This is a genomic window from Fictibacillus sp. UD (assembly GCF_043558025.1).
GTDB lineage: Bacteria > Bacillota > Bacilli > Bacillales > Fictibacillaceae > Fictibacillus.
On record NZ_JARUHH010000001.1, the window covers coordinates 266364 to 291818 of the forward strand.

At 39.2% G+C, this 25455-nt stretch carries 27 protein-coding genes and 2 other annotated features; of the genes, 24 read left to right on the plus strand and 3 right to left on the minus strand.

The features are described from left to right. Window positions 1-5: 5 nt before the first annotated feature. From P8610_RS01330 to ysxE, 3 genes are read left to right on the plus strand one after another with little or no spacing between them, the layout of a single operon-like run. The gene (locus P8610_RS01330) at window positions 6-1499 is read left to right on the plus strand and encodes a LysM peptidoglycan-binding domain-containing protein (RefSeq protein WP_394602825.1); all 1494 of its coding nucleotides are present in this window, start codon (window positions 6-8) and stop codon (window positions 1497-1499) included. 14 nt (window positions 1500-1513) lie between these two features. Beyond that, window positions 1514-2431, plus strand: coding sequence for a hypothetical protein (locus P8610_RS01335; RefSeq protein WP_394602826.1), 918 nt, complete (start codon window positions 1514-1516; stop codon window positions 2429-2431). After that, a complete protein-coding gene (ysxE, locus tag P8610_RS01340) occupies window positions 2428-3501 on the plus strand; it encodes a spore coat protein YsxE (RefSeq protein ID WP_394602827.1) in 1074 nt (357 codons plus the stop codon). The genes P8610_RS01335 and ysxE overlap by 4 nt, the downstream gene beginning before the upstream one ends. A gap of 556 nt (window positions 3502-4057) precedes the next feature. Here the strand turns inward: ysxE and P8610_RS01345 are convergent. Continuing rightward, window positions 4058-4255 carry a hypothetical protein gene (locus P8610_RS01345; RefSeq protein WP_289494957.1) on the minus strand — a complete coding sequence of 66 codons (198 nt, stop codon included), beginning with the start codon at window positions 4253-4255 and terminating at the stop codon, window positions 4058-4060. Between the two features lie 167 nt (window positions 4256-4422). Continuing rightward, window positions 4423-4645: a binding site (T-box leader), on the plus strand. Window positions 4646-4691: 46 nt separating this feature from the next. Between P8610_RS01345 and P8610_RS01350 the strand changes: the two genes are divergently transcribed. From P8610_RS01350 to minD, 11 genes are all read left to right on the plus strand, one after another. Continuing rightward, entirely contained in the window at window positions 4692-7340 is a 2649-nt protein-coding gene (locus tag P8610_RS01350) for a valine--tRNA ligase (RefSeq protein WP_394602828.1), read from the plus strand. A gap of 75 nt (window positions 7341-7415) precedes the next feature. Further along, window positions 7416-8711, plus strand: a complete 1296-nt coding sequence (locus tag P8610_RS01355) for a bifunctional folylpolyglutamate synthase/dihydrofolate synthase (protein ID WP_394602829.1) — start codon at window positions 7416-7418, stop codon at window positions 8709-8711. Between the two features lie 125 nt (window positions 8712-8836). After that, a complete protein-coding gene (locus P8610_RS01360) occupies window positions 8837-10558 on the plus strand; it encodes a GGDEF domain-containing protein (protein ID WP_394602830.1) in 1722 nt (573 codons plus the stop codon). A 180-nt stretch (window positions 10559-10738) separates the two neighbouring features. Further along, window positions 10739-11737: a hypothetical protein gene (locus P8610_RS01365; RefSeq protein ID WP_394602831.1), complete on the plus strand. Its 999-nt coding sequence runs from the start codon at window positions 10739-10741 to the stop codon at window positions 11735-11737. A 389-nt stretch (window positions 11738-12126) separates the two neighbouring features. After that, entirely contained in the window at window positions 12127-12717 is a 591-nt protein-coding gene (locus P8610_RS01370; RefSeq protein ID WP_394602832.1) for a Maf family protein, read from the plus strand. Between the two features lie 34 nt (window positions 12718-12751). Beyond that, window positions 12752-13423, plus strand: coding sequence for a RadC family protein (gene radC / locus P8610_RS01375; protein WP_394603091.1), 672 nt, complete (start codon window positions 12752-12754; stop codon window positions 13421-13423). 72 nt (window positions 13424-13495) lie between these two features. Continuing rightward, entirely contained in the window at window positions 13496-14533 is a 1038-nt protein-coding gene (locus P8610_RS01380) for a rod shape-determining protein (protein ID WP_289494963.1), read from the plus strand. 14 nt (window positions 14534-14547) lie between these two features. After that, window positions 14548-15420, plus strand: a complete 873-nt coding sequence (gene mreC, locus P8610_RS01385; RefSeq protein ID WP_394602833.1) for a rod shape-determining protein MreC — start codon at window positions 14548-14550, stop codon at window positions 15418-15420. Then, complete coding sequence (gene mreD, locus P8610_RS01390) at window positions 15420-15938, plus strand: rod shape-determining protein MreD (protein ID WP_394602834.1); 519 nt, start codon at window positions 15420-15422, stop codon at window positions 15936-15938. The genes mreC and mreD overlap by 1 nt, the downstream gene beginning before the upstream one ends. Window positions 15939-16001: 63 nt before the next feature. Next, the gene (gene minC / locus P8610_RS01395) at window positions 16002-16679 is read left to right on the plus strand and encodes a septum site-determining protein MinC (RefSeq protein ID WP_289494966.1); all 678 of its coding nucleotides are present in this window, start codon (window positions 16002-16004) and stop codon (window positions 16677-16679) included. Window positions 16680-16694: 15 nt separating this feature from the next. Continuing rightward, complete coding sequence (gene minD, locus P8610_RS01400; RefSeq protein ID WP_289494967.1) at window positions 16695-17489, plus strand: septum site-determining protein MinD; 795 nt, start codon at window positions 16695-16697, stop codon at window positions 17487-17489. Here the strand turns inward: minD and P8610_RS01405 are convergent. Together P8610_RS01405 and P8610_RS01410 are read right to left on the minus strand one after the other, a co-directional pair. Beyond that, entirely contained in the window at window positions 17475-17630 is a 156-nt protein-coding gene (locus P8610_RS01405) for a hypothetical protein (RefSeq protein WP_394602835.1), read from the minus strand. The genes minD and P8610_RS01405 overlap by 15 nt on opposite strands. 141 nt (window positions 17631-17771) lie before the next feature. Then, window positions 17772-18170: a hypothetical protein gene (locus P8610_RS01410; RefSeq protein WP_394602836.1), complete on the minus strand. Its 399-nt coding sequence runs from the start codon at window positions 18168-18170 to the stop codon at window positions 17772-17774. Between the two features lie 312 nt (window positions 18171-18482). Here P8610_RS01410 and P8610_RS01415 point away from each other — a divergent pair, with 312 nt between their 5' ends. The 10 genes from P8610_RS01415 (at window position 18483) to P8610_RS01460 (ending at window position 25399) form a co-directional block, all read left to right on the plus strand. After that, complete coding sequence (locus P8610_RS01415) at window positions 18483-19211, plus strand: peptidoglycan DD-metalloendopeptidase family protein (RefSeq protein ID WP_394602837.1); 729 nt, start codon at window positions 18483-18485, stop codon at window positions 19209-19211. Then, the gene (locus P8610_RS01420; protein ID WP_289494973.1) at window positions 19204-20055 is read left to right on the plus strand and encodes a M50 family metallopeptidase; all 852 of its coding nucleotides are present in this window, start codon (window positions 19204-19206) and stop codon (window positions 20053-20055) included. The genes P8610_RS01415 and P8610_RS01420 overlap by 8 nt, the downstream gene beginning before the upstream one ends. A gap of 42 nt (window positions 20056-20097) precedes the next feature. Continuing rightward, the gene (locus tag P8610_RS01425) at window positions 20098-21570 is read left to right on the plus strand and encodes an Rne/Rng family ribonuclease (RefSeq protein WP_394602838.1); all 1473 of its coding nucleotides are present in this window, start codon (window positions 20098-20100) and stop codon (window positions 21568-21570) included. Window positions 21571-21616: 46 nt separating this feature from the next. Then, window positions 21617-21688, plus strand: a sequence feature (ribosomal protein L21 leader region). Window positions 21689-21702: 14 nt separating this feature from the next. Continuing rightward, a complete protein-coding gene (rplU, locus tag P8610_RS01430) occupies window positions 21703-22011 on the plus strand; it encodes a 50S ribosomal protein L21 (RefSeq protein WP_289494975.1) in 309 nt (102 codons plus the stop codon). A 5-nt stretch (window positions 22012-22016) separates the two neighbouring features. Beyond that, a complete protein-coding gene (locus tag P8610_RS01435; RefSeq protein ID WP_394602839.1) occupies window positions 22017-22370 on the plus strand; it encodes a ribosomal-processing cysteine protease Prp in 354 nt (117 codons plus the stop codon). Further along, complete coding sequence (gene rpmA, locus P8610_RS01440; RefSeq protein WP_066291343.1) at window positions 22363-22653, plus strand: 50S ribosomal protein L27; 291 nt, start codon at window positions 22363-22365, stop codon at window positions 22651-22653. The genes P8610_RS01435 and rpmA overlap by 8 nt, the downstream gene beginning before the upstream one ends. A 126-nt stretch (window positions 22654-22779) precedes the next feature. Further along, window positions 22780-23316, plus strand: coding sequence for a Spo0B domain-containing protein (locus P8610_RS01445; protein ID WP_289494977.1), 537 nt, complete (start codon window positions 22780-22782; stop codon window positions 23314-23316). Window positions 23317-23334: 18 nt separating this feature from the next. Continuing rightward, window positions 23335-24621 carry a GTPase ObgE gene (gene obgE, locus P8610_RS01450; protein WP_289494978.1) on the plus strand — a complete coding sequence of 429 codons (1287 nt, stop codon included), beginning with the start codon at window positions 23335-23337 and terminating at the stop codon, window positions 24619-24621. A 115-nt stretch (window positions 24622-24736) separates the two neighbouring features. Next, the gene (locus P8610_RS01455) at window positions 24737-25183 is read left to right on the plus strand and encodes an ACT domain-containing protein (protein WP_066239516.1); all 447 of its coding nucleotides are present in this window, start codon (window positions 24737-24739) and stop codon (window positions 25181-25183) included. A 36-nt stretch (window positions 25184-25219) separates the two neighbouring features. After that, window positions 25220-25399: a hypothetical protein gene (locus P8610_RS01460; protein WP_394602840.1), complete on the plus strand. Its 180-nt coding sequence runs from the start codon at window positions 25220-25222 to the stop codon at window positions 25397-25399. The last annotated feature ends 56 nt before the right edge of the window (window positions 25400-25455 follow it).

Below are 25455 nucleotides of genomic sequence, written 5' to 3' on the forward strand. Positions count from 1 at the left end.
AGGGCATGAGTCAATCGAAGCTGCGTTTCTCCATTGAGGAGTCTGTTTGGCTTAAGAAAGGACAGGAAGTAGCTGAAGTCTTGTCGATGTCACTTGATCCTGATATTCGTATTACAGAGGAAGCCGGACAGGTTTATATCAAGGGAGCCCTTATTTTAAACGGCAGATACCGTGCAGAGAATCAAGATCAGAATGCGGGTGATCCAGAACTAAACCCGCTGGCTGAGAGTGTCTCTTATCGTTCACTTACACAGTTAAGTGTTGCAGAAGATGGAGTAACAGACCTGGTGCATCGTTTTCCGGTGGACATTACCATCCCGTCCTATCGTGTAGAAGATGCAAATGAGGTAAAAGTGGAAGTGGAATCATTCGAATACGAGCTCCCCAATTCTACTTGCTTTGAACTTTCTGCTTCCATCTGTATTTACGGCATAAAAGATGAAAAGCAGCGTCAAGAAAGCCCTGCGTATGATTCTCCAAAAGAGGAGATACGTTCGGTAGCCGCTGAAGAGAGATTGGCACAAAAAGAAGAGAAGCAAGATATTTTTACTCCTTTTCAATTTGAAGCGCGTCAAAGCGGTGGAGTACCGTCACAGCCTCAGCCAAACGAGTTTTTAGCTCGATTTAATGAGAATAATGCTGAAGTTCGTGATGAAAAGAAAGCAGCTTTTGAGTTTAAACCGCATTTTGAAGCATTAGATGACCGCACAATGGAGGCTACCTTTGATTCGCTGAAGGCCATTGCTTTTTCGAGTGAAGATACTCGCCATTCTGACCCACCTGCCATAGATGAACCCGAAGCTCACTATGAAGAAGATCATGAAGTGTACGGTGAAGTAGAAGCTTCAGATCAAAATGATTATTCAGAAGCATATGATCATGAAGAAGAAGAGGCTTATGAAAGCTATCAAGCTCAGCAAACACCAGATTATGAAGCACAAACGTATCAAGATCAACCAAACAGCTATCAAAGTCAGTCGCCTTATCAAGATACGAATCGACCATATTCTTATAATCCGTATCAGCAGCAAGAAGCGTACCAGCAGCAAGCTAATCACTATGCCAATTATCAATATCAGCAAAATCATTCTGAACGTCCTTCTTATTCCAATGAATATGAGTATGGTGAACAATCATATGAGGCTGAACAAGAATACGAAGATTCAAGCTATCAGCAAAGTGCGGAAGAGCATGATGCATCTTATGAATATGAAGATAATAGTTATGCAGAAACAGAACCTGAATCACAGCCAGTGGCTGAACAGGTTGAACGTGATGAACCTAGAGATGAGAACGCTCTTTATTTAACAAAAATGCTCTCTGCTAAAGAAGATCGTTTTTCTAAGATGAGAATGTACATTCTACAGCGAGGAGATTCTTTAGAGCATATTTGTGAGAGGTATGATATCTCATTAAATACACTGATGCGCATGAATCGACTTCAGCAAGGTGAAGTATCTGAGGGGCAGATTATATATATCCCTGTAAGTTCACGTTAAGATGAGGTGCTGTTATGGGGCTGATTAACACCTTGGAAAATGAATATGAACTGTACGGGATAAGATGGAAAGAAAAACCTCATATCATTCTGACTGATTCGGGGGAGAAACGCATCCGTTATTGGACGGAGCACGAAAGGCTAAAATGGCATGTTAAGTGGCGCGATGAGTCTTCAAAAGGCTCAGGCGCCGTGCCAGACCGTATGATTCGTACTAAAAGCGGGGAATTTGCAATACAATATGGTGAACAATGGATATCCTTACATGACCATGCAGATGCTTTATTCGGCTGTGATGAGGTAGAACGATGGGCGCAGTTCATCGGTATGTTATTAAAATCTGCAGTAAATTATGATGTTAAAGAGAACCCAGCCCTTCAAACAGAACTTCCGGTATTTGATATGAATCATTGTTTACGTTTGTCTCAAAAGTACATGGAAGCAAACTTTTCCTTTATAACAACGAGTATTCTTGAAGCAAAAGAACGTCTTAAGCTTTCTGAGGCGATCAGAAGTAAGGTGAAGAAAAGTTCATTGCCTGTTTTAGAAAGAGAGATGAGTGTTAAAAACGGTAAAAAAATCTTTCATTTCTTATTTTACCAGGGTGGTGATGCTTGGCCGGTTAGAGGATATCTGCCTCTTCGAACGTTCTTATTAGAGTGGCTGGAACATTCTTCACCTCTTTCGTTAAAAGGGCTTTTAACAGAGGTAAACAAACACTTCTCTTTGGACCAGGAGCAAGGATTACTTCTTTTAGCTGAGATCGTTACACCTTGGGAAATCTATGATTGTTTAAAACAATTAGATAACAGTTCTTTAGAAAGAATGGTAGAGGGACTCAAGAGGTATGAAGAATGCTGGGAAGCAAATCGAACTCTTGTTAAGACGGTAACAGAATGGTTTGATGAAAAAAGAAGGAAGGTGGCCCTATGACAACGGAAAAGGAAACTTTAAATTACGGGCCCGTCCTTTTTCATTATGATCTATTTCCTGAAAAGTTGGAGCAGCATGGGAAAGTGAAGAAGGTCATAACGAAAAGGGGTACATTTGCACTAAAAGAAGCAGAGATGACTGAGGATGAAAGAAGCTGGTTTACTCATGTAATCCAGCGTCTTTCAGAAATAGGCTTTCACCAGGTTGTACCTCTGTATCCAACAAAGTTTGGTGATTACACAGTACAGCTAGGCTCAAGAACGTATTATCTGATGCCTTGGTTTGCTTCAGATGAGAGAAACGAAAAAGCAAAAGATGAGGTGCTTCTCGATCACTTAGGAAAAATTCATGCCTTAACGCTTAAAGAACAGGACTTTTCAAATGAAGTAGTGGAACATTCTTATCAGTATCTCATGAACAGATGGGAAAATCGGCAATATGAGATGGAACGGTTTACAGAAGAAGCAGAACAGAAAACGTATATGTCACCATTTGAATTAACCTATTTAAGTCATTTTCATCAAATCATGAGAATGACCGAAGAAGCAAAAAGAAGATTGAAAGACTGGTACGATACATGTCAAAGGGAAAAACGCTACCGGAGCGTCCTTTGTCACGGAAAAGTTTCAAGAAATCACTTGATCTTTAACCCGACAGGTGAAGGTCATCTTCTAAACTTTGAGAAAGCAGTACTTGATACGCCAGTAAGAGACCTAGCGGTTTACTTCAGAAGATCTGCACATCAAAGAGAATGGACAGTGGAAGAAGGAAAGTTTTTATTAGATCTTTACGAGAAACATGTACCATTGTTGAATGAGGAAAGAGGATTATTAATTAGTTATTTATCTTATCCTGAACCCGTTTTTAATGCAGTGGACCTATACTGCAGCAGACGAAACGATTATTCTCAAATTGAAATGGTGCATCGTCTGGAGAGCAGAATAAGAGCAATGAAAAAAATCCGGGACTTTTGCGATGCGATTATGCTGGCACCTCCTCCTGCACCTTTAGATAATTCGAATACTGTTCCGACGAAAATTAATATAAATGACGAAGGAGATCACATATAACACGTATATGTGATCTCTTTTTTAATTGTTTATAAAAAAATGAGATGAGTGGCTAGTTATTCTTGATATGTCACATCATTGGTATATGCGGAAGCGTTCAAAACGCGTAAACTCATTTCTACTGCCCGAACTTGTAATTAATACAGTTTATTTTCTAAAGAATTGTTGCTTTCAAACTTCAATTTAATTTCTTCTGTGACAGTTGATTGGAGTGCAAGGTGGGAGACTCCTGCGGGACAGGCGGGCAGTCCGAAAAGTGAAAGTAGCTCGTTCAGCCCCGACAAGCAAAAGGTGAATGGGCTAACAAGGCGCACTTTGCCTTGTAGACAATTTAGCTTTTGACCTCGAGGGGCTAGTCACTTGCAACTAGACAGGTGAGACACTTAAAAGTAAAACGTCCCAATGTGGCTCACCGCCTGCCCCGCGGAAAGCGAGCACCTGGAACGGAAATCAACCACTTCCAATAACAACAAAGTCTATAAAAACAGCCTTAACAAAAGAACACGTACCGTAAAAACACAACCTGAACAGTGGATTTATTAATTCTCTCTACTTTTTACAGCATATCGTAAGCAAAACATATATGGAGAATCACTAAGGTTAAAAGAATAATAAAATCTACAGCAGATGGAAATAGTATCGTCCTTAACAGTTGAAAGATAATGAGTGGTGCAGTCAATTGTCCAATCGTTTGTTTAAGGGTTACAAACCAGCCAGCAGGAAAACGTGCTTTTCGAAAATACTTTCTAGCCAAGAAAAGCCCCCCATTCGCCCATTTTAAATAATTTATGCAAAAATACGATTAATGTGAAAGACATGCATTCACTAAAGTGGGGATGTTACATAGAATAACTTTTACAAGATACGGGTATGCTATTGACTAAAAACAGATATGTTGTATAAAATATACTCAGAATCTATATTGTTGCGTAGATAGGGAATAGTACAAATGTAACGCCTTTTAGAGAGAGGATTCATCTGCTGAAAGAATCCTTAAGGAAAGTTCGTTGGAAGTCGCCCTTGAGCATCTTCTTTGAAGTGTAGTAGGAGAAGACGGTACATCCGTTATAAATGAAGTGTACAGCAAGTTTATTTAGACTTGCCGTAAATTAAGGTGGTACCGCGGAGTCCTTTCGTCCTTTTCGACGAAAGGGCTTTTTTGTTTTTTAGAAATAAAGGAGGAGAATAGAATGACGAACGAACAGAAAGAACTGACGATGCCTACAAAGTATGATCCGAAGGCAACGGAAGAAAACCGTTATGATTTTTGGCTGAAAGGTAAGTTTTTTGAGGCGAAAGGCGAGGAAGGGAAGCAGCCTTATACGATTGTTATCCCACCTCCAAACGTTACAGGAAAACTGCACCTTGGGCATGCATGGGACACAACCCTTCAAGATATCTTAACTCGCACAAAACGCATGCAAGGCTATGATGTTTTATGGCTGCCAGGAATGGACCATGCTGGAATCGCTACACAGGCAAAGGTAGAAGGAAAACTGCGTGAAGAAGGTATTTCCCGTTATGATTTAGGACGTGAAAAGTTTTTAGAAAAATCGTGGGAATGGAAAGATGAGTATGCTAAGTTTATCCGTCAGCAATGGGCGAAGCTAGGACTGGGTCTAGACTATTCCCGCGAGCGATTTACGCTTGATGAAGGTCTTTCAGAAGCAGTTAAAGAGGTATTTGTAAATCTTTATGAAAAAGGATTAATTTACCGCGGTGAGTATATCATCAACTGGGATCCGCAGACAAAAACAGCACTCTCTGATATTGAAGTTATTCACCAAGATGTTCAAGGTGCCTTCTATCATATGAAATACCCGTTAGCTGATGGATCAGGTCACATTGAAGTAGCGACAACTCGTCCTGAAACGATGCTCGGAGATACAGCGATTGCCGTACATCCAAAAGATGAGCGTTATCAGCAGCTGATCGGCAAAAAAGCTATTCTGCCGATCGTTGGCCGTGAGATTGAAATTGTTGGTGACGATTATGTTGATATGGAATTTGGTTCGGGTGCCGTAAAGATTACGCCTGCACATGATCCAAACGACTTTGAGATTGGTAATAGACATAGCCTTGAGCGTATCCTTGTTATGGATGAAGGCGGAAAGATGAACGAAAACGCTGGAAAGTATCAGGGCTTAGACCGCTTTGAATGCCGTAAGCAGATTGTTAAGGATCTGCAGGAGCAAGGCGTATTGTTTAAAATTGAAGAACATATGCACTCGGTTGGACACTCTGAGCGAAGTGGAGCTGTTGTTGAGCCTTACTTATCAACTCAATGGTTTGTTAAAATGCAGCCTTTAGCAGAAGAAGCGATCAAACTTCAAAAAAGTGAAGACAAAATAAACTTTGTTCCAGATCGTTTTGAGAACACATACATGCGCTGGGTTGAAAATATTCGTGACTGGTGTATTTCACGTCAGTTGTGGTGGGGACACCGTATACCAGCTTGGTTCCATAAAGAAACGGGTGAAATCTACGTTGGCAAAACAGAGCCAAAAGAGCCGGAAAATTGGGAGCAGGATACGGATGTACTTGATACTTGGTTCTCATCTGCTTTATGGCCTTTCTCAACGATGGGCTGGCCAGATGAAGAAGCTGCAGATTTTAAACGTTACTTCCCTGGCAATGTACTTGTAACAGGTTACGATATTATTACGTTCTGGGTTTCAAGAATGGTCTTCCAATCCATTGAATTTACGGATCAAAAGCCGTTTAATGACGTATTAATCCATGGACTTGTTCGTGACTCTGAAGGCAGAAAGATGAGTAAATCACTTGGCAACGGTGTAGATCCGATGGATGTTATAGAGAAGTATGGTGCGGATGCATTACGATTCTTCTTATCTACAGGAAGCTCACCAGGAAACGATCTTCGTTTTTATTGGGAAAAGGTAGAATCTACTTGGAACTTTGCAAATAAAATCTGGAACGCATCTCGTTTTGCTTTGATGAACATGGATGGCATGCAGTATGATGAAATCGATTTAAGCGGAAAGAAATCACTCGCTGATCAATGGATTCTTACTCGATTGAACGAAACATCAGAAGATATTACTCGTCTGATCGATGCTTACGAATTTGGAGAAGTTGGACGTCTTCTTTATAACTTTATCTGGGATGACTTGTGTGACTGGTACATTGAAATGGCAAAGCTTCCTTTATACGGAGAAGATGAAGAAGCGAAGAAAACAACACGTTCGGTACTCGCGTATGTGTTAGACAATACACTGAGATTGCTTCATCCGTTCATGCCATTTATTACAGAAGAGATTTGGCAGCATCTGCCTCACAACGGGGAATCTATAACGGTTGCAGCATGGCCAGAAAAGAAAGAAGATCTTCATTTCCCTGAAGCAGCTAAAGAGTTTGCTCTTATTACAGAAGTAATTCGTTCTGTTCGTAACATTCGATCAGAGATGAACGTTGCACCAAGTAAACCTATTGAGCTTCAAATCAAGCCGAAGAACAAAGAAATTCTTGCTGCGCTAGAAAAGAACCGTCAATATTTAGTTCGTTTCTGTAACCCGAGTGAACTTGTAATCTCAGATGAGATTTCTGCACCTGAAAAAAGCATGAGCACCGTATTAACAGGTTTAGAAATGTATCTTCCTCTTGAAGGACTGCTCAACATTGATGAAGAGATCAAGCGACTTGAAAAAGAAGCAGAAAAGTATGCAAAAGAAGTAGAACGTGTACAGAAAAAATTAAGCAATGAAGGTTTCATGAAAAAAGCACCTGAAAAGGTTATCGATGAAGAACGTGCAAAACAAGCAGATTATCAGGAAAAATATGATAACGTATTAGCACGTATCAAAGAACTTCAAAGCTAAAATTTAACAATTTGAGGCGGATCCTTATTACAGCAGGGATTCGCCTTCTTTACTTTTAAGAAAGGCGGGAATCAAGTGAATTCTTACAATGATGCGCTAAAGTGGATTCATAGCTTATTAAAATTTGGTATTAAACCAGGACTTAAAAGAGTGGAATGGCTGTTAGACAGAACAGGGAATCCTGAAAATCAATTAACCCTCATACATATTGCAGGAACGAATGGAAAGGGATCAACCGTAGAGTATTTAAGAAGCATTTTTAATGAAGCAGGGTACTCTGCAGGTACTTTTACGTCGCCATATTTGATAACTTTCAATGAAAGAGTTTCGATAAATGGTGTGCCGATAGCCGATGAAGAACTTCTTCATTATTCGAGGATTTTAAAGCCTCTAGTTGAAGAGGTGTCTTCAACATCACTTGGAAGTCCTACCGAGTTTGAAGTGATCACGGTTATTTCCCTTCTGTATTTTGCTGACAAAAAGCCAGATGTAGTTTTGTATGAAACAGGGCTTGGCGGTCTTTACGATTCTACAAATGTAATTGCACCCATCTTGAGTCTTATAACCAACATCGGCTTTGACCACATGGGAATACTCGGCGACACAATTGAGGACATTGCGTTTCAAAAGGCTGGAATTATAAAACCGAATACCCCAGTTATTACTACAGTAGAACAAGATAGTGCCATCACGGTAATAAAACAAAAAGCAAAGAAAACGAAGTCAGATTCGTATTTTTTAGATCGTGACTTTTCTGTGCTTCATCTTGAGAGCATGGATCAAGGTGAGCGGTTTATTTTTAAGGATTTTGAAAAGAAGGAGCATGAATACCTTATCTCCATGAAAGGAACACATCAAATAAAGAATGCAGGTCTGGCAGCAGCTGCCATTATGCACTTAGTGAAGTCGGGTGAATTTAACATCTCTGCTTCCGAAATAAAAAAAGGGTTAAATAAAGCAAATTGGGCTGGGAGATTTGAAAAAGTATCACAATCACCCGATATAATAATTGACGGCGCGCACAATCAGCAAGGCGTTCATGCACTTAAAAAAACATTGCTCAACCACTATAAGTCAAAAAGGATTTTTTTGCTTTTTGCAGCATTGCAGGATAAAGCATATGGAGAAATGATGAAAGACCTGGAAAGTGTCATTTACGAAGCGTGCTTCACCACGTTTGATTTTCCAAGAGCTGCTTCTGCCGAGGAACTACTAGCAGAAAGTCCTTTTAAAAGGTCGATTGCTATTTCTTTATGGGAAGAAGCTTTAAATCATGTTAGAGGACAATTAAACGAAGAAGATGTCCTCATTATTACGGGTTCGCTTTACTTTATTTCAGAAGTAAGAAAAACATTTCAAAATTTGGAATAACATTTATTGTAATTTTTTGAACTTTTGATAAAATAAAAGATAATGAATTTGTCCTAGTAAAAAAGATGTGTTTTCACTAGGGAAGATTGATAGACAGACAATTATATAGAGAGGAGGACAAGTTAATGACAACGCGAATGGTAAATAGAAAAAAACGGATGTCTCTTGTAATTGCATGGGTATGTTTATTCCCGCTGGCCATTTGGACAGCTACTCAGATGACTAATAACCATCTTGATATTAACTTTATTGATTTGGGCATTATTTCCTTATTAGCGATTGTTGTTTCTTGTTTTCCTATTAAAGTTTTAAATTCAAACATCTCTTTTATGTCTGGTATTAATTTGGCTGTATTTTTATATTTTGGGCTAGCACCTGCTTTATACATGACGCTTTTATCACTGATCGCGATGTTCTTGTCTCTAAAAATAAATATCGTTAAAGAATATTATAGATATATGGCAAATACGCTTATGTTTTCGTGGATTATCATCTGTGAAAGCACCGTATTCCATCTTTTTGGAGGGGAAACGGGGGCGTTTGAAGTAAACGAAACGATCAATTTAATCCCTGTTATAGCCTATGTTGGCACAGGCCTAGTCTTAAATCATATAGCCATATATTTTATTGTAAAATTTCTATACGAAGAAGAAGTCGCTTTCTTTGAACGTGATGCAGTGTGGGATTTTGTCTCAGAAGTATTAGCGATTCCAGTCGGTCTTATGTTATTTGTTCTTTATTCTCAATTAGGACGGCCTGGCATCTTTTACGTAGGACTTCCTTTTCTATCGCTCTCTATCATTATTAATCTGTATCATTCTAGCCAGCAGATTAACGATGCTCTTCAAAAAGCAAGTGAGATCGGCCAGCAGCTTTCTGAACATTTGAAAGTGAATCATATCTTGGATGTTTTTATTGAAAAATTAATTGGTTTTATGAATGTGGATTTTGCATTTATCTATGATGCTGATGCAGGAGAACACCTTAAAATCATACGCCAATATGAAAGTGAAGAGGGTTTATTAACAGCAGTTCCTATAAAAAAACATGAAGCAATCAGCGGGAGAGTATGGGCGACTGGAAAGAGTATTCGCTACAGCAAACTGAAAGCTTGGCGACAGATTTCAGAGCTGTTCTTTCAAGGGAAAGCCCAATCCGTACTATCTGTCCCAATGATACGAAATCAAAGAATTGTTGGAATCATTACCTTTGCATCAAAAGATAAGCATGCGTTTCATAATCACCATTTAATTATTCTTGAGATCTTAGCCAACTATTTGGCTGTTGCTATCGATAATGCTAGAAACTATGAGTCTACAAAATTAAAAAGTGAACAATGTCCATTAACGGGTTTGTATAATTATCGTTATTTTGAAGATCTTTTGACGAATATGTATCAGAATTATGAGTATTTCAGAAAGCAATTTTCAGTTATCCTTTTGGATATCGATCATTTCAAAAAAGTGAATGATACATATGGACACCAAAGTGGAAATGAAGTGCTGATCCTATTAGCTAGAAGACTGGAGAAATTTATTGGTGAACGGGGTACAGTTGCTCGCTATGGCGGTGAGGAATTTATAATAGTCTTGCCTGAATCTGGTGAGAGAGAATGTTTAGTTCTAGCTGAACAGCTTCGTTCAATCATTTCGAATAACGGATTTGAAATACATAACGATCTCACAGATCAATGCAGACATAACATTTACATAACAGCAAGTATTGGGGTTGCAACAGCACCACATCAAGGAGAAGATGCGCTTACTCTAGTTAGAAACGCAGATCGCGCAATGTATACAGGAGCAAAACAGCAAGGGCGAAATAAAGTAGCAGCTTATGTAGGTTAGAGAAAACTTTAGGGTTAGTTCCTAAAGTTTTTTTATTTCGCTCTTTTCTAAAAGATTGTTGCTTTCAAATTTTGTCTTCTATACTCGTCTTGATATTTGCGTTCTTCCTCTCATTTTCAAGTTCTATTAAAATGAATTTTGCATATGTTTTAGTAGATGATAGAGAGGAGCGGATTCGTGATGAAACAAGAGATTTCAATTTTAATAAATGGGAAAGAAAAGAATTTTAATAAAGATAAAACAGCAGAAAATCAAGAGCATGCTCAAAGTGAGGTTGCTGCTGCGATAGAGACTGTAAACAGAGATGGTTATACGATTCTTGCAGCACCTGTAAAGAAAACAGATCACTTCTTTAAAAAAAGGAACTGGCATGTATTTTCACATAAGAAGACAAGCTTTCCAATGCCTCAAAAAAATAAAACACTTTCAAAGCAAATTCTTGCTGCCGTAATGGGTGCGGTAGTGACTGGCACGATCTTAGGGGTATTCGTATTGATGGTGTTTTCTTCAGATATTACAGAAGCTGGTGATAAACAGGTGGAAACACCAGTTGTAAAAACAGAACAACCAGCTAACAATGAAAAATCTGTAGCGTTAACCCCTATCAAACTAGAGTTCTCAGCTCTTCAAGCAGGTGTCTTTTCATCTAAAGAACGTGCAGAAGGAGTAGTGAAATCTATTGAAGAAAATGGATTCTCCGCAATCATTTTAAAAGCTGATGAAGAGAAATACTCCGTGATTGTTGGCATGGGAAATGAAAAACATCAATTAGATAAATATAATGAAGCTTATCAAAAGAAAATGGATAAGCCGCTTTCTAAAACTCTTTCTTTTACATTCGAAAACTTAAAAACGCCAAATAATCTTGATGAAATCTATTTTAAGAATGGGCAAGTCCTACTTCAAAATGTACTTACTCTTTCTCAAATGCCTGAAGCAAAAGGTTCTGGTCTTGATCGTACGATAAACGATTTCAATAAATGGAAAGAGTATGGAAATAATCAAAAAGGTAAATGGAAAGAAAATACCGCAAAGGCGTCATCTGACTTTGAAAAACAGCTGGAAGGTGCTTTTTTAGCACTAAAGGATTCTAAGAAGGGAGAAATAAATTGGGCGTTCCAGCAAAAAGTGATGGATAGCTTCCAAGCGTATACTAATCTCCTTTCAACATTGAAATAGGCTTTTACAAAATTTTGTAGCACAGGACTTTGAGTCTAGCAATCTTGCTTTACAACCTTGCATTTGAAACAACATAAATAACCAAAGTGAGCGTTTCATGATGCCTTAACTTGAAGGATGTCTCAAATCAGTAAATACTGATGAGCCATTCTTTTTATTTTTATATTTAGTCTAGAATTGATAAGATTGATCAATATTTCGCTTTCAAGCATTTCGCTGTAAACTGGTTATAAATATTGTCATTTGCCCACATAAAATGCTGAATATTATCGAAAAAGTAATAGAAGTATGTTTTTTGGCGTGGTTTGTCTAATTTTTACAAGTTTGTTATTGTAAAACTGTACAAAAAATAAAAAATAACATCAATGAATTAGATGAAAGGTGATTACATGAAACGCCTCATATTAGCCTCTGCTTCACCTCGAAGACATGAACTTCTGTCATTAACGCTTCTTCCATTTGAAACGTATCCAAGTACACTTGAAGAAAAAATGGACCTTTCCCTTACTCCAAGTCAATTGGTTGAATCACTAGCTGAACAAAAAGCTGAAGATGTTTTTACGTATAAACCTGATTGTGTGGTTCTTGGTGCAGATACGATCGTTTCTTTTCATAACAATCGCCTAGGTAAGCCAAAAAATGCTGACGAAGCGGCTGATATGTTAAGAATGCTTTCTGGACAAACCCACGAAGTTTACACTGGTGTTTGTTTATTAGACCAAGAAAAGAAAGTGGTTTTCTCCGTTAAAACAGAGGTAACTTTTTACACGTTAGATGAAAAAACAATCTCTTGGTATATAAACACAGGTGAACCATTTGATAAGGCCGGAAGTTATGGGATTCAGGGCCATGGATCATTATTAGTAGAAAAAATTCAAGGTGATTACTTTAATGTTGTAGGTTTACCCATATCAAAAGTGGTTCGTTCACTAAAAGATTTCGGATTTTTATTCACCGAGTCAGTCACGCAGACTGAATAATAAGGGGGAAACGTAAGTGGTGACTAGACCGCTTATGATTAAAGATTACCCAGTACAGGAGAGGCCGCGAGAAAGGCTGTTGAATGATGGACCTGAAGCCCTATCCAACTATGAATTGTTAGCTATTCTTTTAAGAACGGGTACGAAACAAATGTCAGCTATCCAACTTGCGCACCATATCATTCAGCAATTTGAAGGATTGAGGCATCTTAAAGAAGCAACAATAGGTGAATTGAAAGAGATCAATGGTATCGGATCAGCAAAAGCAGTCGAACTAATGGCTGCAATTGAAATTGGTAAACGCATCAGCCGTCTTCAGTTTGAAGAAAAGTATACGATTCGTTCTCCAGAAGATGGAGCAAGGTATTTAATGGATGAATTGCGTTTTTTGCAGCAAGAACATTTTGTTTGTTTGTACTTAAACACAAAGAACCAAGTGCTGCATAAGCAGACCATATTCATAGGAAGCTTAAATACTTCTATTGTTCATCCAAGAGAAGTATTTAAAGAAGGATTCAAACGTTCAAGTGCTTCGATCATCTGTTTTCATAATCATCCAAGCGGTGATCCTGCGCCTAGCAGGGAAGACATCGAGGTTACAAAAAGGTTAGTAGAGTGCGGAAAAATGCTAGGAATTGAAGTGTTGGATCACATCATAATAGGTGATCAAAAATACGTAAGTTTAAAAGAAAAAGGATATGTTTAACATTGTCTTTTGTTTCTTTTTTAGCGTATAATCAAACTTATGAGTTTTGCTTGATGAAAGGAGTCTACATAAATGTTTGGTGGATTTTCAAGAGATTTAGGAATTGATTTAGGAACTGCAAACACACTTGTTTACGTGAAGGGCAAGGGTGTTGTTGTGCGTGAACCTTCCGTTGTTGCTTTGCGTACTGACACAGGTTCAATTGAAGCAGTAGGTAATGCTGCTAAAAATATGATTGGACGTACTCCAGGTAATATCGTTGCTGTAAGACCTATGAAAGATGGAGTTATTGCTGATTTTGAAACAACGGCAACTATGATGAAGTATTTTATTCAGCAAGCCCAAAAGAACCGTTCTGTTTTTGCACGTAAGCCATACGTAATGGTATGTGTGCCTTCAGGAATTACAGCGGTTGAAAAACGTGCTGTAGAAGATGCAACTAAGCAAGCAGGAGCGCGTGAAGCGTATACAATCGAAGAGCCATTCGCAGCTGCAATCGGTGCAGATCTTCCAGTTTGGGAACCAACGGGAAGTATGGTTGTTGATATCGGTGGAGGAACTACGGAAGTAGCTATCATTTCCTTAGGTGGTATCGTTACTAGCCAATCAATCCGTATTGCTGGGGATGAAATGGACGATGCAATCATCGCTTACATTAAAAAGACTTATAATTTAATGATTGGTGAAAGAACGGCTGAAACGCTCAAACTTGATATTGGATCAGCTGGAACGCCTGAAGGTATCGAAGACATGGACATCCGTGGTAGAGATTTGTTGACAGGTCTTCCAAAAACAATTACGATTACGGCGGAAGAAGTTTCCAGTGCGTTGCGTGATACTGTAAACAGCATTATGGATGCAGTTAAAGTTACTCTTGAAAAAACACCGCCAGAACTTGCTGCTGATATTATGGATCGCGGTATTGTACTTACAGGTGGTGGTGCTTTATTAAGAAACTTGGATAAAGTAATCAGCGAAGAGACAAAAATGCCTGTTATCGTGGCGGAAAATGCATTGGATTGTGTAGCAGTTGGAACTGGCCGCGCGCTTGAAAACCTGCACCTTTTTAAATCCAAAGCTGGTATAACTTCTAGATCTAAATCCAAGTAAGTAGGTGTATTTTCATGCCACATTTTTTTTCGAATAAACGCCTTATCATTCTGCTAGTCAGTATTATTATTCTAGTAGCTTTGATTGGTTTTTCGATGAAAAAAAGGGAAAGCCTAACCTTACCTGAGCAGTTTTTAAAAGATTCTGCAGGACTAACACAAACGATTTTCTATAAACCCGCTAATACAATAGCGGGTTTCTTTGAGAATTTAGCTGAAATGAAACAGCTTTACAAAGAGAATCAAATGTTAAAAGCTAGGTTAGATGAGTACGCAAAACTATATGTTCAGTATGAGGAAGTTAAAAAAACGAATCAAACACTAAAAGCACAATTGGAAAAGGAAGAAGATCTCACCGATTTTAAAGTGAGAGAAGCAACTGTGATCGGCCGTTCCCCGGATCAATGGAATCAATTCATCTATATCAATAAAGGTGAAAAGGACGGGCTTAAACCGAAGATGGCTGTCATTTCACCACAAGGATTTATCGGGAAAGTAACGAATGTATCCTTGTTTCAATCAACGGTTCAGTTAATTAGTGATAATGACCGTACAAATCGTTTCTCTGCCATTGTTCAAGGTGAGAAGAACATCTTTGGAACGATTGAAGGTTATGATGCCAAAAAGCAAGCTTTGTTGTTTAAAAAGATTCCAGTAGACGCAAAGATTAAAAAGGGCCAGAAAGTTATTACTTCTGGTTTGGGAGATGTTTTCCCGCCTAATCTTCTGATTGGAGAAGTTGTTGATATCGAGCCGGATGAAGTAGGTTTGACACAGACTGCTTATTTGAAGCCTTCTGCAGATTTATATGATATTGATCATGTAATGGTGCTTGAACGAGAAATGCCTGCAGTGGATGAAAGTTTAAAAGAAAAGGAGGAAGAATGATGAAAAAAATCCTTCTTCCTTTTCTTATCTTTTTAGCTTTTATTAGTGAAAGCTCTTTAGTTCAAGCTTTCTTGCCTCATGAAAACAGTATGGATTGGCAATTAATTCCCCGTTTTTCAATGGTTATGATTTTATTTGTTGCTATCTATTTGAATACTACATATGGACTTCTGTATGGACTGGCTTTTGGTCTATTGACGGACCTTCTTTATACAGACATCATTGGTGTTTACCTGTTCTCAATGGCTGCTACTGCCTATATTACGTCTGTTTTTTCTAGATACTTATTTGGTAATTTAATTGTGACACTGCTTCTTTCCATTGTAGGAGTATCTATCCTAGAGTTTTTTGTATACGGTTTGAACAGTCTGATAGGAATCAGCAATCAAATGATTGATGTGTTTCTTTATAAAAGATTGTTGCCTACCCTCATCTTAAACGGTTTATTTGCGATACTCATTTATTATCCGTTTGTAAAGCAGCTGAACCAAATAAAGGATACCCTAAAAGAAAACTAACTTCTGCAAAGAGGAATTTAGACCTAGCTGTCGAATGTTAGTACGTTGAGGTGAACAATGGCAATGGTACAAAAACTCCAGCACAACGTAACAATAAAAGGTACAAAAGACGGCCTCATTTTATTGTTGGATGATAAGTGTTCTTTCGAGAAGTTAATCGAGGAGCTTAATGATAAATTAACCGCGGGAAGCGGCCAGTTGTTAAACGGACCTGTTATTTCTGTAAAAGTAAAAGCGGGTAAGCGTTATGTAACAGCTGAGCAAGAGGAAAAATTACGAGAATCGCTTAAACAAAAAGAAAATCTGATTCTAGAGCATATTGAGTCAGAAGTTATAACAAAGGCAGAAGCTGAAGAAATGAGGAAAGATGCCCAAGTTGTAACGGTTTCAAAGATCGTCAGGTCAGGACAGGTCCTTGATATTCAAGGAGATCTGCTCTTGATTGGCGATGTTAATCCTGGCGGTACTGTTATGGCGACGGGGAATATTTATATTCTCGGTTCGCTCAAGGGAATTGCTCACTGCGGAACAAAGGGCAACGAAGAAGCGATCATTGCAGCATCCGTAATGAAACCTTCTCAGCTAAGGATTGCTCAACATATTAATAGAGCACCAGACTCTTATCCGGAACTAGGAAACGAGATGGAGTTTGCTTACATATCCAATGAAGAACAACAGATTCGTATTGATCGAATCAGTGCTGTTCACCGATTAAGACCGATGTTGAACAGTTTGGTATAGAAAGGGGAATGAAGCATGGGAGAAGCGATAGTCATTACGTCTGGGAAAGGTGGGGTCGGTAAAACAACGACTTCTGCCAATATAGGGACTGCTCTAGCTCTTTCTGGAAAAAAAGTATGCCTTGTAGATACAGATATCGGTTTACGTAACCTTGATGTATTAATGGGACTCGAGAACCGAATCATCTATGATCTTGTGGATGTTGCAGAAGAACGCTGCAAGCTGAACCAAGCTTTAATAAAAGATAAGCGCTTTGAGTGTTTGTACCTGCTCCCTGCAGCTCAAACAAAAGATAAATCTTCCATAACCCCTGAACAAGTTAAGAAAATCGTTCAGGAGTTAAAACAAGACTATGACTATGTGATTATCGACTGTCCTGCTGGTATTGAACAAGGCTTCAAAAATGCTGTAGCAGGGGCAGATAAGTCCATAGTTGTAACAAATCCTGAGATCTCATCTGTACGTGATGCTGATCGAATCATTGGACTTCTAGAACAAGAAGAGGTTGAAGCTCCGAAACTAATCGTGAATCGCCTTCGTAATCATCTTGCTAAAAGTGGAGATATGTTAGATGTAGATGAGATTGTTTCTGTTCTCTCTATTGAGCTATTAGGAGTCGTTATTGACGATGAAAATGTGATAAAAGCAGCGAACAAAGGTGAACCCGTTGCGATGCAGCCTGACTCGAAAGCTTCTATTGCATATAGAAATATTGCGAGAAGAATTTTAGGTGAGTCTGTTCCACTACTTTCTTTAGAAGAAGAAAAAGGTTTCTTTGGAAAGATTAAAACGTTATTAGGGATGAAATAAAGCATCAGCTTTGCGCTGATGTTTTTTTTGTTGTTTTTTAACAGGTAGCTCTTGAAAGTGGTTGATTTCCGTTCCAGGAGCTCGCTTTCCGCGGGGCAGGCGGTGAGCCACATTCGGACGTCCCACTCTTAAGTGTCTCACCTGCCCGCTCGTCCCGCAGGACAAGGAAGGCTATGGCAGCGACACATCGCACGAAGAAAATTTGAAGTTCAATTTTCGAGGAGTCTCGCTCCTTGCACTCCAATCAACTTCAATGGTGTCTTTTAAAGGCTAGTCTCCCAGCTAGTTCTTGAGAGTGGTTGATTTCCGTTCCAGGATACTCACGCTTTGCTCCCTTATGTATTTCAACCTGTCTGCTTCAATAAAGTATTCTTGCTCCTGCGTCTCACTTAGCTTTCTCCTCGCAAGCTTTGCGAAAAGTTTCTCAGGTGGAAAGCAAGCACCGTGCACTTTAATCAACATATCATTAATGTTTTTAACAAAGCTTTTATCAGCGTTGTTGTTCTTGAATGTGTTTATATTCTTTTTCACGATGCTCGTTTTTAAGATTTGAATCTTCTCACGCTTAGGTTTGTAAGAAGCATCTTTGCTCCTGTGTCTACAAGCAAACCTACCGGAGCGTACTTTTTGTGCATGCCCTGTGAGAAGCTTGTAAGGTGGTGTTGCACTCCATTCATTCAATTCAAGTTGCCTAAAGAGTTTTTTCTTTTCTCATCATTTGCATGTTGGTTGTAGCGCAAGGTTGCCGACTCCTACGGGACGAGTGGGCAGGTGGAGACTCCTAATGGCGCAAAGCGGCAGGAGGCTCACCGTTCGCCCCGTGGAAAGCGAGCAACCTGGAGCGGAAATCAACTACTTACTAAAGCAACAGTGTGTACATAAATCTTTAATTTGCATACTGCAGTATCTCTTAAATCAACAAAACCATTTTACTCATATCTCTTCCGGACAAGTCATAGGATGTACATATATGATAAAAATGGAGGCACGGTTATGAAAAATAGAGCAGATGAAATCCGAAAAAAGTACGGAAATATTTCTAAGAACGGCAGTTCAAAAGAAAATGGTTCAGTAATGACTTCTAGAGAAGAAGCGGAGAAATCTCATCCTCTATTTAACCGTCATGCCATGCTGATGCAGGTCATGTTTTCCATCATCTTATTTTTAATAGTAGGGATTATCTTTAAAAACAATGGAGAGCACACGGCTAAAGCACAAAATTTTATTAAATATGTGTATGAAGATGAATTTCAGTTTGCTGCCGCAAAAGATTGGTATGAAGATAAATTTGGAAAGCCTTTAGCATTATTGCCTAAAGATAAGCTGCAAAAGGAACAAAAAACAGAAGAAGTGAGTGAAGTATTTGCGGTTCCTGCTGATGGAAAGGTATATGAGACATTTAGTACAAATGGTAAAGGGATTGTGATTGAAACAGGAAAAGAAGAAGATGTTGAAACAGCAAAAGATGGATATGTTGTATATGCTGGAAAAAAGGATGATCTTGGGCTTACCGTTATTATTCAGCACTCGGACGAGCAAGAATCTTGGTATGGAAATCTAAAGGAAATCGATAAGTCTATAAAGCTTTATAATTATGTTGAAAGCGGTACACGACTCGGTAAAGTATCAGAAAACGAGGATGGGGAATCAGGTAAATTTTACTTTGCGATTAAAAAAGACAAGAGTTTTATCGATCCGAGCAAGGTGATTGATATTGATTAAATTAATATTCGAATTTATACGAAAAATAAAGATCAATCCCTTCTTTTGGATTGTTATTTTTGGAGCCGTCTATACAGGACACTTCAGGGAAATTATCATTTGGTTTTTCGTTGTTCTTATTCACGAGATGGGTCACTTTGCTGGGGCCCGTCTTTTTAAATGGAGAGTTTCAAGAATTGATCTTCTTCCCTTTGGAGGAGCAGCTGTCGTTGAAGAGCACGGTACAAGGCCCTTTCACGAAGAAATATGGGTGGCAGTTCTTGGGCCGCTGCAGCATGTATGGTTAATTGGAATTGCATATGCTTTAAGGCAAGGAGAGATCATTTCTGCTGATGACTTTTATTGGTTCTTTCTTTTAAACGTTACATTGTTTATTTTTAATCTTCTTCCAATATGGCCTTTGGACGGTGGGAAAGTGGCGTTTGCCCTCTTCGCCAAATGGATTCCTTTTAAAGAAGCACAACGCATTTTTTTACTAGTATCGGGAGGCTTATTAATCATCGGGAGCGCTTGGCAGCTATCCATACAGCCAACACATTTGAATTTATGGGTGATAAGCACATTCTTAGGATTAGCACATGTCCTTGAATGGAGAAGCAGACATTATGTTTTTATGCGGTTCTTATTAAGCAGGGTGCAGCAAACTTCATCAAGAACCACACGAACGATTATTGTTCCGCCAACATGGCCACTTTCAAAAGTTACACATCAACTAATGAAAGGGGTTACACATTACATCGTCATTAAGAACCTCAAACCCATTAAGATAAAAGAAGCAGAGCTTTTAGATGCCTATTTTCATAAACATCCTCCTGAATGTGCAATTGGGAAAGTTTTTCGTTAGAATAATAAGAAGATGCGAAAACAGGGAGATGTGAGTTGAAAGATGCAGCGAGTGGTAATCAATGCAGCAGGAATGGAAAAACGTACTGCACTTCTTGATAACGAAAAGCTTATAGAATGTGCTATCCATAGGCCAACTGAAAAGCCGTTAACAGGAAACATATACAAAGGTAAAGTTCAAAAAGTATTGCCAGGCATGCAGGCGGTGTTTGTAGACATTGGAACAGATAAGAATGGTTTTCTTCACAAAGATGACCTTCCTGCTTATCAACAGCTTTCGGAGGATGATAAGAAAAAGGCATCTATTTCGAATCTTATAAGAGAAGGAGAATCGATTCTTGTTCAAGTATCAAAAGAAGAGACTGGAGATAAAGGGGCAAAGTTAACAGGACTTATTTCTTTTACCGGTCACCTTCTCGTATATTTCCCGTTCACCCCACACATTGGGATATCGAAAAAAATAAGAGAATTCCAACGGAGTGCACTGCAAACATGGGGAAGTTCAGTATTATCTGGTGCGGAAGGATTAATCATTCGAACAGGATGTGAGGACTTTCCTGAGCGGGAAATGAATCATGAGCTTGAGAACTTAAGAAGACAATTAAAAGAGGCTGAAAAAAAGTCAGCTGGCAAAAAAGCGCCTGCTCTAATCGTTCAGCCCCCTTTTTTCTATCCTTTATTAGAAAGATGGCTTAACGCAAATGTAGAAGAGATCGTCGTGGATGATTATGACACGTATAATCTCGTCAAAGAATATGCAGCTTCCTATCGTAATCCTTATTCTGTAAAGTTGTACAATGAAAAAGAACCTCTTTTTCACAAGTTTGGAATTGACGTAGACATCGAAAAAACACTTTCTCCTCTTGTGTGGTTAAAGAATGGTTCTTTTCTGTACTTCAATGTGACTGAAGCATTAACGGCAATTGATGTGAATACGGGAAAATTCACCGGAAAAAAAGACCGTTCTAAAACAGTTGTTGAGACGAACTTAATCGCTGCCAAAGAAATAATGAAACAGCTCCGCTTACGCAATATAGCGGGGATGATCGTTATCGATTTTATTACCATGCAATCAAATGAAGACAAAGAACAAATTATTAAGGCAATGCGCGAGGAAGTGAGAAAAGATTCTTCCACCATGGTTTTGCATGGCTTCACAAAAATGGGATTGTTTGAGATGACTAGAAAAAAAGAACGTCCATCACTTCTAGAAACGCTAGCGGAAAAGCAAAGCCATATGATGGATGGGTATATACTTCGTTCAGAAACACTGTATTTCAAAATGGAGCGGTTGGTTAAGGAATACACATTTGAAGATGTAGAAGCGTTATGGATAGAAGTGCCTCATCACTTTTCAGAATGGATGCAAAAAAATCCCGACAAACTGAAAGTGATTATGGAACAAACTGGACTCGTTTTGTTTCTATCGGCAGGCTCATCAAACCGTGAAATAATCGTGAGGCAGTCAGGCAAAGAAAACGAAGTAAGAAGCAGAATGTTAAAAGATTCAGATTGACACAAGGGTGCCAAACATGGTATCCTTTTTTCGTTAGTGTTTGGAGCACCCGCTCCAACCGCACAGACTAGGTTTTAAGTATTTTTATACGCCTAGGATGGCGAGTCTGAGTATAAGAGGAGGTGCACGTTGATGTACGCAATTATTCAAACTGGTGGTAAGCAAGTTCGAGTTGAAGAAGGTCAAGCAATCTATGTTGAAAAACTAGATGTTGAAGCTGGTGAAACAGTAACATTCGAAGATGTATTGATGGTCGGTGGAGACAGCTTGAAAGTAGGAGCTCCTTTAGTTGAAGGTGCTACAGTTACGGCAAAAGTTGAAAAACATGGCCGTGGCGAAAAAATCGTTGTCTACAAGTTTAAGGCGAAGAAGAACTATCGTCGTAAGCAAGGACACCGTCAACCATACACAAAAGTTGTGATTGACAAGATTAACGGGTAATTCTCATGATTAAAGTTTCTATTTACAGAAACCGTAATCAAAACATACTTTCGTTTACGATGGATGGACATGCTGATTTTGCTCCACATGGCCAAGATTTGGTTTGTGCAGCCGCAACAGCCGTGTCGTTCGGTACAATTAATGCTATTGAAAAGCTTTGCGGCTTTGAGCCGGAAGTGACCACTCATGAAGATGGTGGGTTTCTAGAATGTAAAGTACCGAATAATCTTGATGATTCTACCTATCAAAAAACGCAATGGCTTTTGGAAGGCATGATTGTATCTCTTGCTTCAATTGAAGAAGGATACAGCGAGTATATAAAATTGACTGAACATGAAGGAGGTGCAACGAATGCTTAAATTAAACCTTCAATACTTTGCCTCTAAAAAAGGGGTAGGTAGCACAAAGAATGGTCGTGATTCACAGTCTAAGCGTCTTGGCGCTAAGCGTGCTGACGGACAATTCGTTTCTGGTGGTTCAATTCTTTATCGTCAACGTGGTACTAAGATCTATCCTGGTACAAACGTAGGTAAAGGCGGAGATGACACACTATTTGCTAAGGTAGACGGAATCGTTCGTTTCGAGCGTTATGGCCGTGACCGCAAAAAGGTAAGTGTTTACCCAATCGCGCAAGAAGCGTAAGAGGGAGATGAAAACTCTAACCAGATTGGTTAGAGTTTTTTCTTTGCTTTATTGAATTTAAGTACTGCGCTAAATTTGTTGGTGTAAGGTATAGCCATATTAAAAGGAAAGGCTAGGAGTGCGATAATGTCAAAAAAATGGACAACTGTCGATCTTTTGCGCCACGCCAGGCATGACTGGCTAAACCAGCTACAGCTTATTAAAGCAAACCTATCACTTGACCGCACTGAGCGGGCAAAAGAGATTATGAATGAAGTAATTGAACTATCCCGGGAAGAATCAAGAATCTCTAACCTGAAAACCCCGAATTTATCGGAGTACTTATTAACATATAATTGGTTGAAACATCCGGTTAAATTGTATGGAAAAGTAAATGGGGAAAGCGGGGATTTCAGCTTATTTGAAGACGAATTGTTACATACAACGAAAGAAGTATGCGATGTGTTGAACAATTCCATTTCGGGTTATGATGAATACTCACTTACTGTTACATTTGATCCTGCAGCTCTTCGTGTTTGTTACGCCTTTCAAGGGGCACTGACAGACGGGGAGAGTACCTTTGAAAACATGAAGAATATTTTTTCAACACATAAAAGCATGTTACTCATCGAAAGCTATAACCAGGAAAATAAGTGTTATTTTGATATTCAGTTAACTTCTTAAAGGAAGGAGGAGAATTAAATGTTTGTCGATCAGGTCAAAATTTATTTAAAAGCAGGTGACGGCGGAAACGGAATGGTAGCATTTCGCCGTGAAAAATATGTTCCAGATGGTGGCCCGGCAGGCGGTGACGGAGGAAAAGGTGCAAACGTAATCTTCGAAGTAGAAGAAGGATTGCGTACGCTGATGGATTTTCGTTACAACCGTCATTTTAAAGCGCCACGTGGCGAGCATGGTATGTCTAAGGGCATGCATGGAAAAAAAGCTAATGATATGATTGTAAAAGTTCCTCCAGGGACTGTTGTGACAGATGCTAATACAGGTGAAACGATTGCAGACCTAGTTCATCATCAGCAGCAAGCGATTGTAGCAAAGGGTGGTCGTGGAGGACGTGGAAACACTCGTTTCGCAACTCCGGCGAATCCGGCTCCTGAGATCGCGGAAAATGGTGAACCAGGTGAAGAACGTGAAGTTACACTAGAATTAAAAGTGTTAGCGGATGTTGGATTAGTTGGTTTCCCTAGTGTTGGAAAATCAACGTTCTTATCGATCGTGTCTGCAGCTAAACCGAAAATTGCGGAATATCATTTTACAACAATCACTCCGAATTTAGGAGTAGTTGCAGTAGAAGATGGTCGCAGCTTTGTTATGGCTGACTTACCAGGATTGATTGAAGGGGCTCATGAGGGTGTTGGGCTAGGACACCAGTTCTTAAGACACATCGAAAGAACACGTGTAATTCTTCACGTTATCGATATGTCTGGGATGGAAGGCCGAGATCCTTACGATGATTTTGTGAAAATCAACGAAGAGCTTAATCAATACAACATGCGATTAATGGAACGTCCGCAAATTGTACTTGCAAACAAGATGGACATTCCGGGCGCAGAAGAAAACCTTGCAGAGTTCAAAGAAAAAGTCGGAGAAGATGTTCAAGTATTTCCGATTTCAGCAATTTCTCGTCAAGGAATTCGTGAAGTATTATTTACGACCGCTGATATTCTTGAAGTGACGCCTGAATTCCCGCTTATCCATGATGATGGTGTGGAGCAGCAAAGGGTTCTATATAAGCACGAAAAAGAGGATGCAGGTTTTTATATTACTCGTGATCCGGCAGGAACTTTTGTTATTAATGGTCCAAAGATCGAAAAGCTGTTCAAGATGACAGACTTTTCTCGCGAAGAAGCGACGAAACGTTTTGCGCGTCAGATGCGTACACTTGGTGTTGACCAGGCGCTGCGTGATCGGGGTGCAGAGCACGGTGATGTTGTTCGTATCTTGAAATATGAATTCGAATTTATTGATTAATATGAGGCAGCCTATTTTTTAGGCTGTCTTTTTGTATACAAATGTCCGCCTGGAATAGACATTTTCTTTTATTTTATTTATAATAGAGGTAAGATTGACACCGGAGGAAAGTTATATGAAAAATGATCAGCAATATTATATGGTTAGAGAAGATGTTTTGTCTGAATCTATGCAAAAAGCTTTGGAAGCTAAATCTCTCTTGGATAGAGGAAAAGTTAAGACGGTAGCAGAAGCTGCTGAGAAAGTGGGCTTGAGCCGAAGCGCGTTTTACAAGTATCGTGATGGGATCTTTCCGTTTCATACAATGGTAAAAGAGAAAATTATTACGCTTTCTATTCATCTCGAAGACAGATCCGGTGCCCTGTCGAGCCTTTTAACAGTTGTTGCTTCGCAAGGATGCAACGTATTAACAATTAATCAGACGATTCCCTTACAAGGACGAGCACATATTACATTAACGATTGAAACGAACATGCTGCAAGGTGACTTAAAGGATCTGTTAAGTACTCTTAATAGAATGGAAACCGTTGAACGAGTAGAAGTTGTAGGAACAGGCGCATAAGACAACACCCCCTTAGCAAAGCAAGGGGGTGTTTTTATGCTTTTGAAAAGTGAGCTCGTGGAGATTTCTGCTCGTTCAGCGGCTGACAAGCACGCTGGACGAGTGCTATCCGAGAAATACGAGCGCCATCCGAGGATTAAGACCAACGAAATAGAGAGCAATACTTACAGAGTACAACGATTACGCAACAGCATTTCTAAAAGATTGTTACTTTGAAACCTCATTTTTATTTTCTTCTGTGCCAGTTGACTGGAGTGCAGGGTGCGAGACTC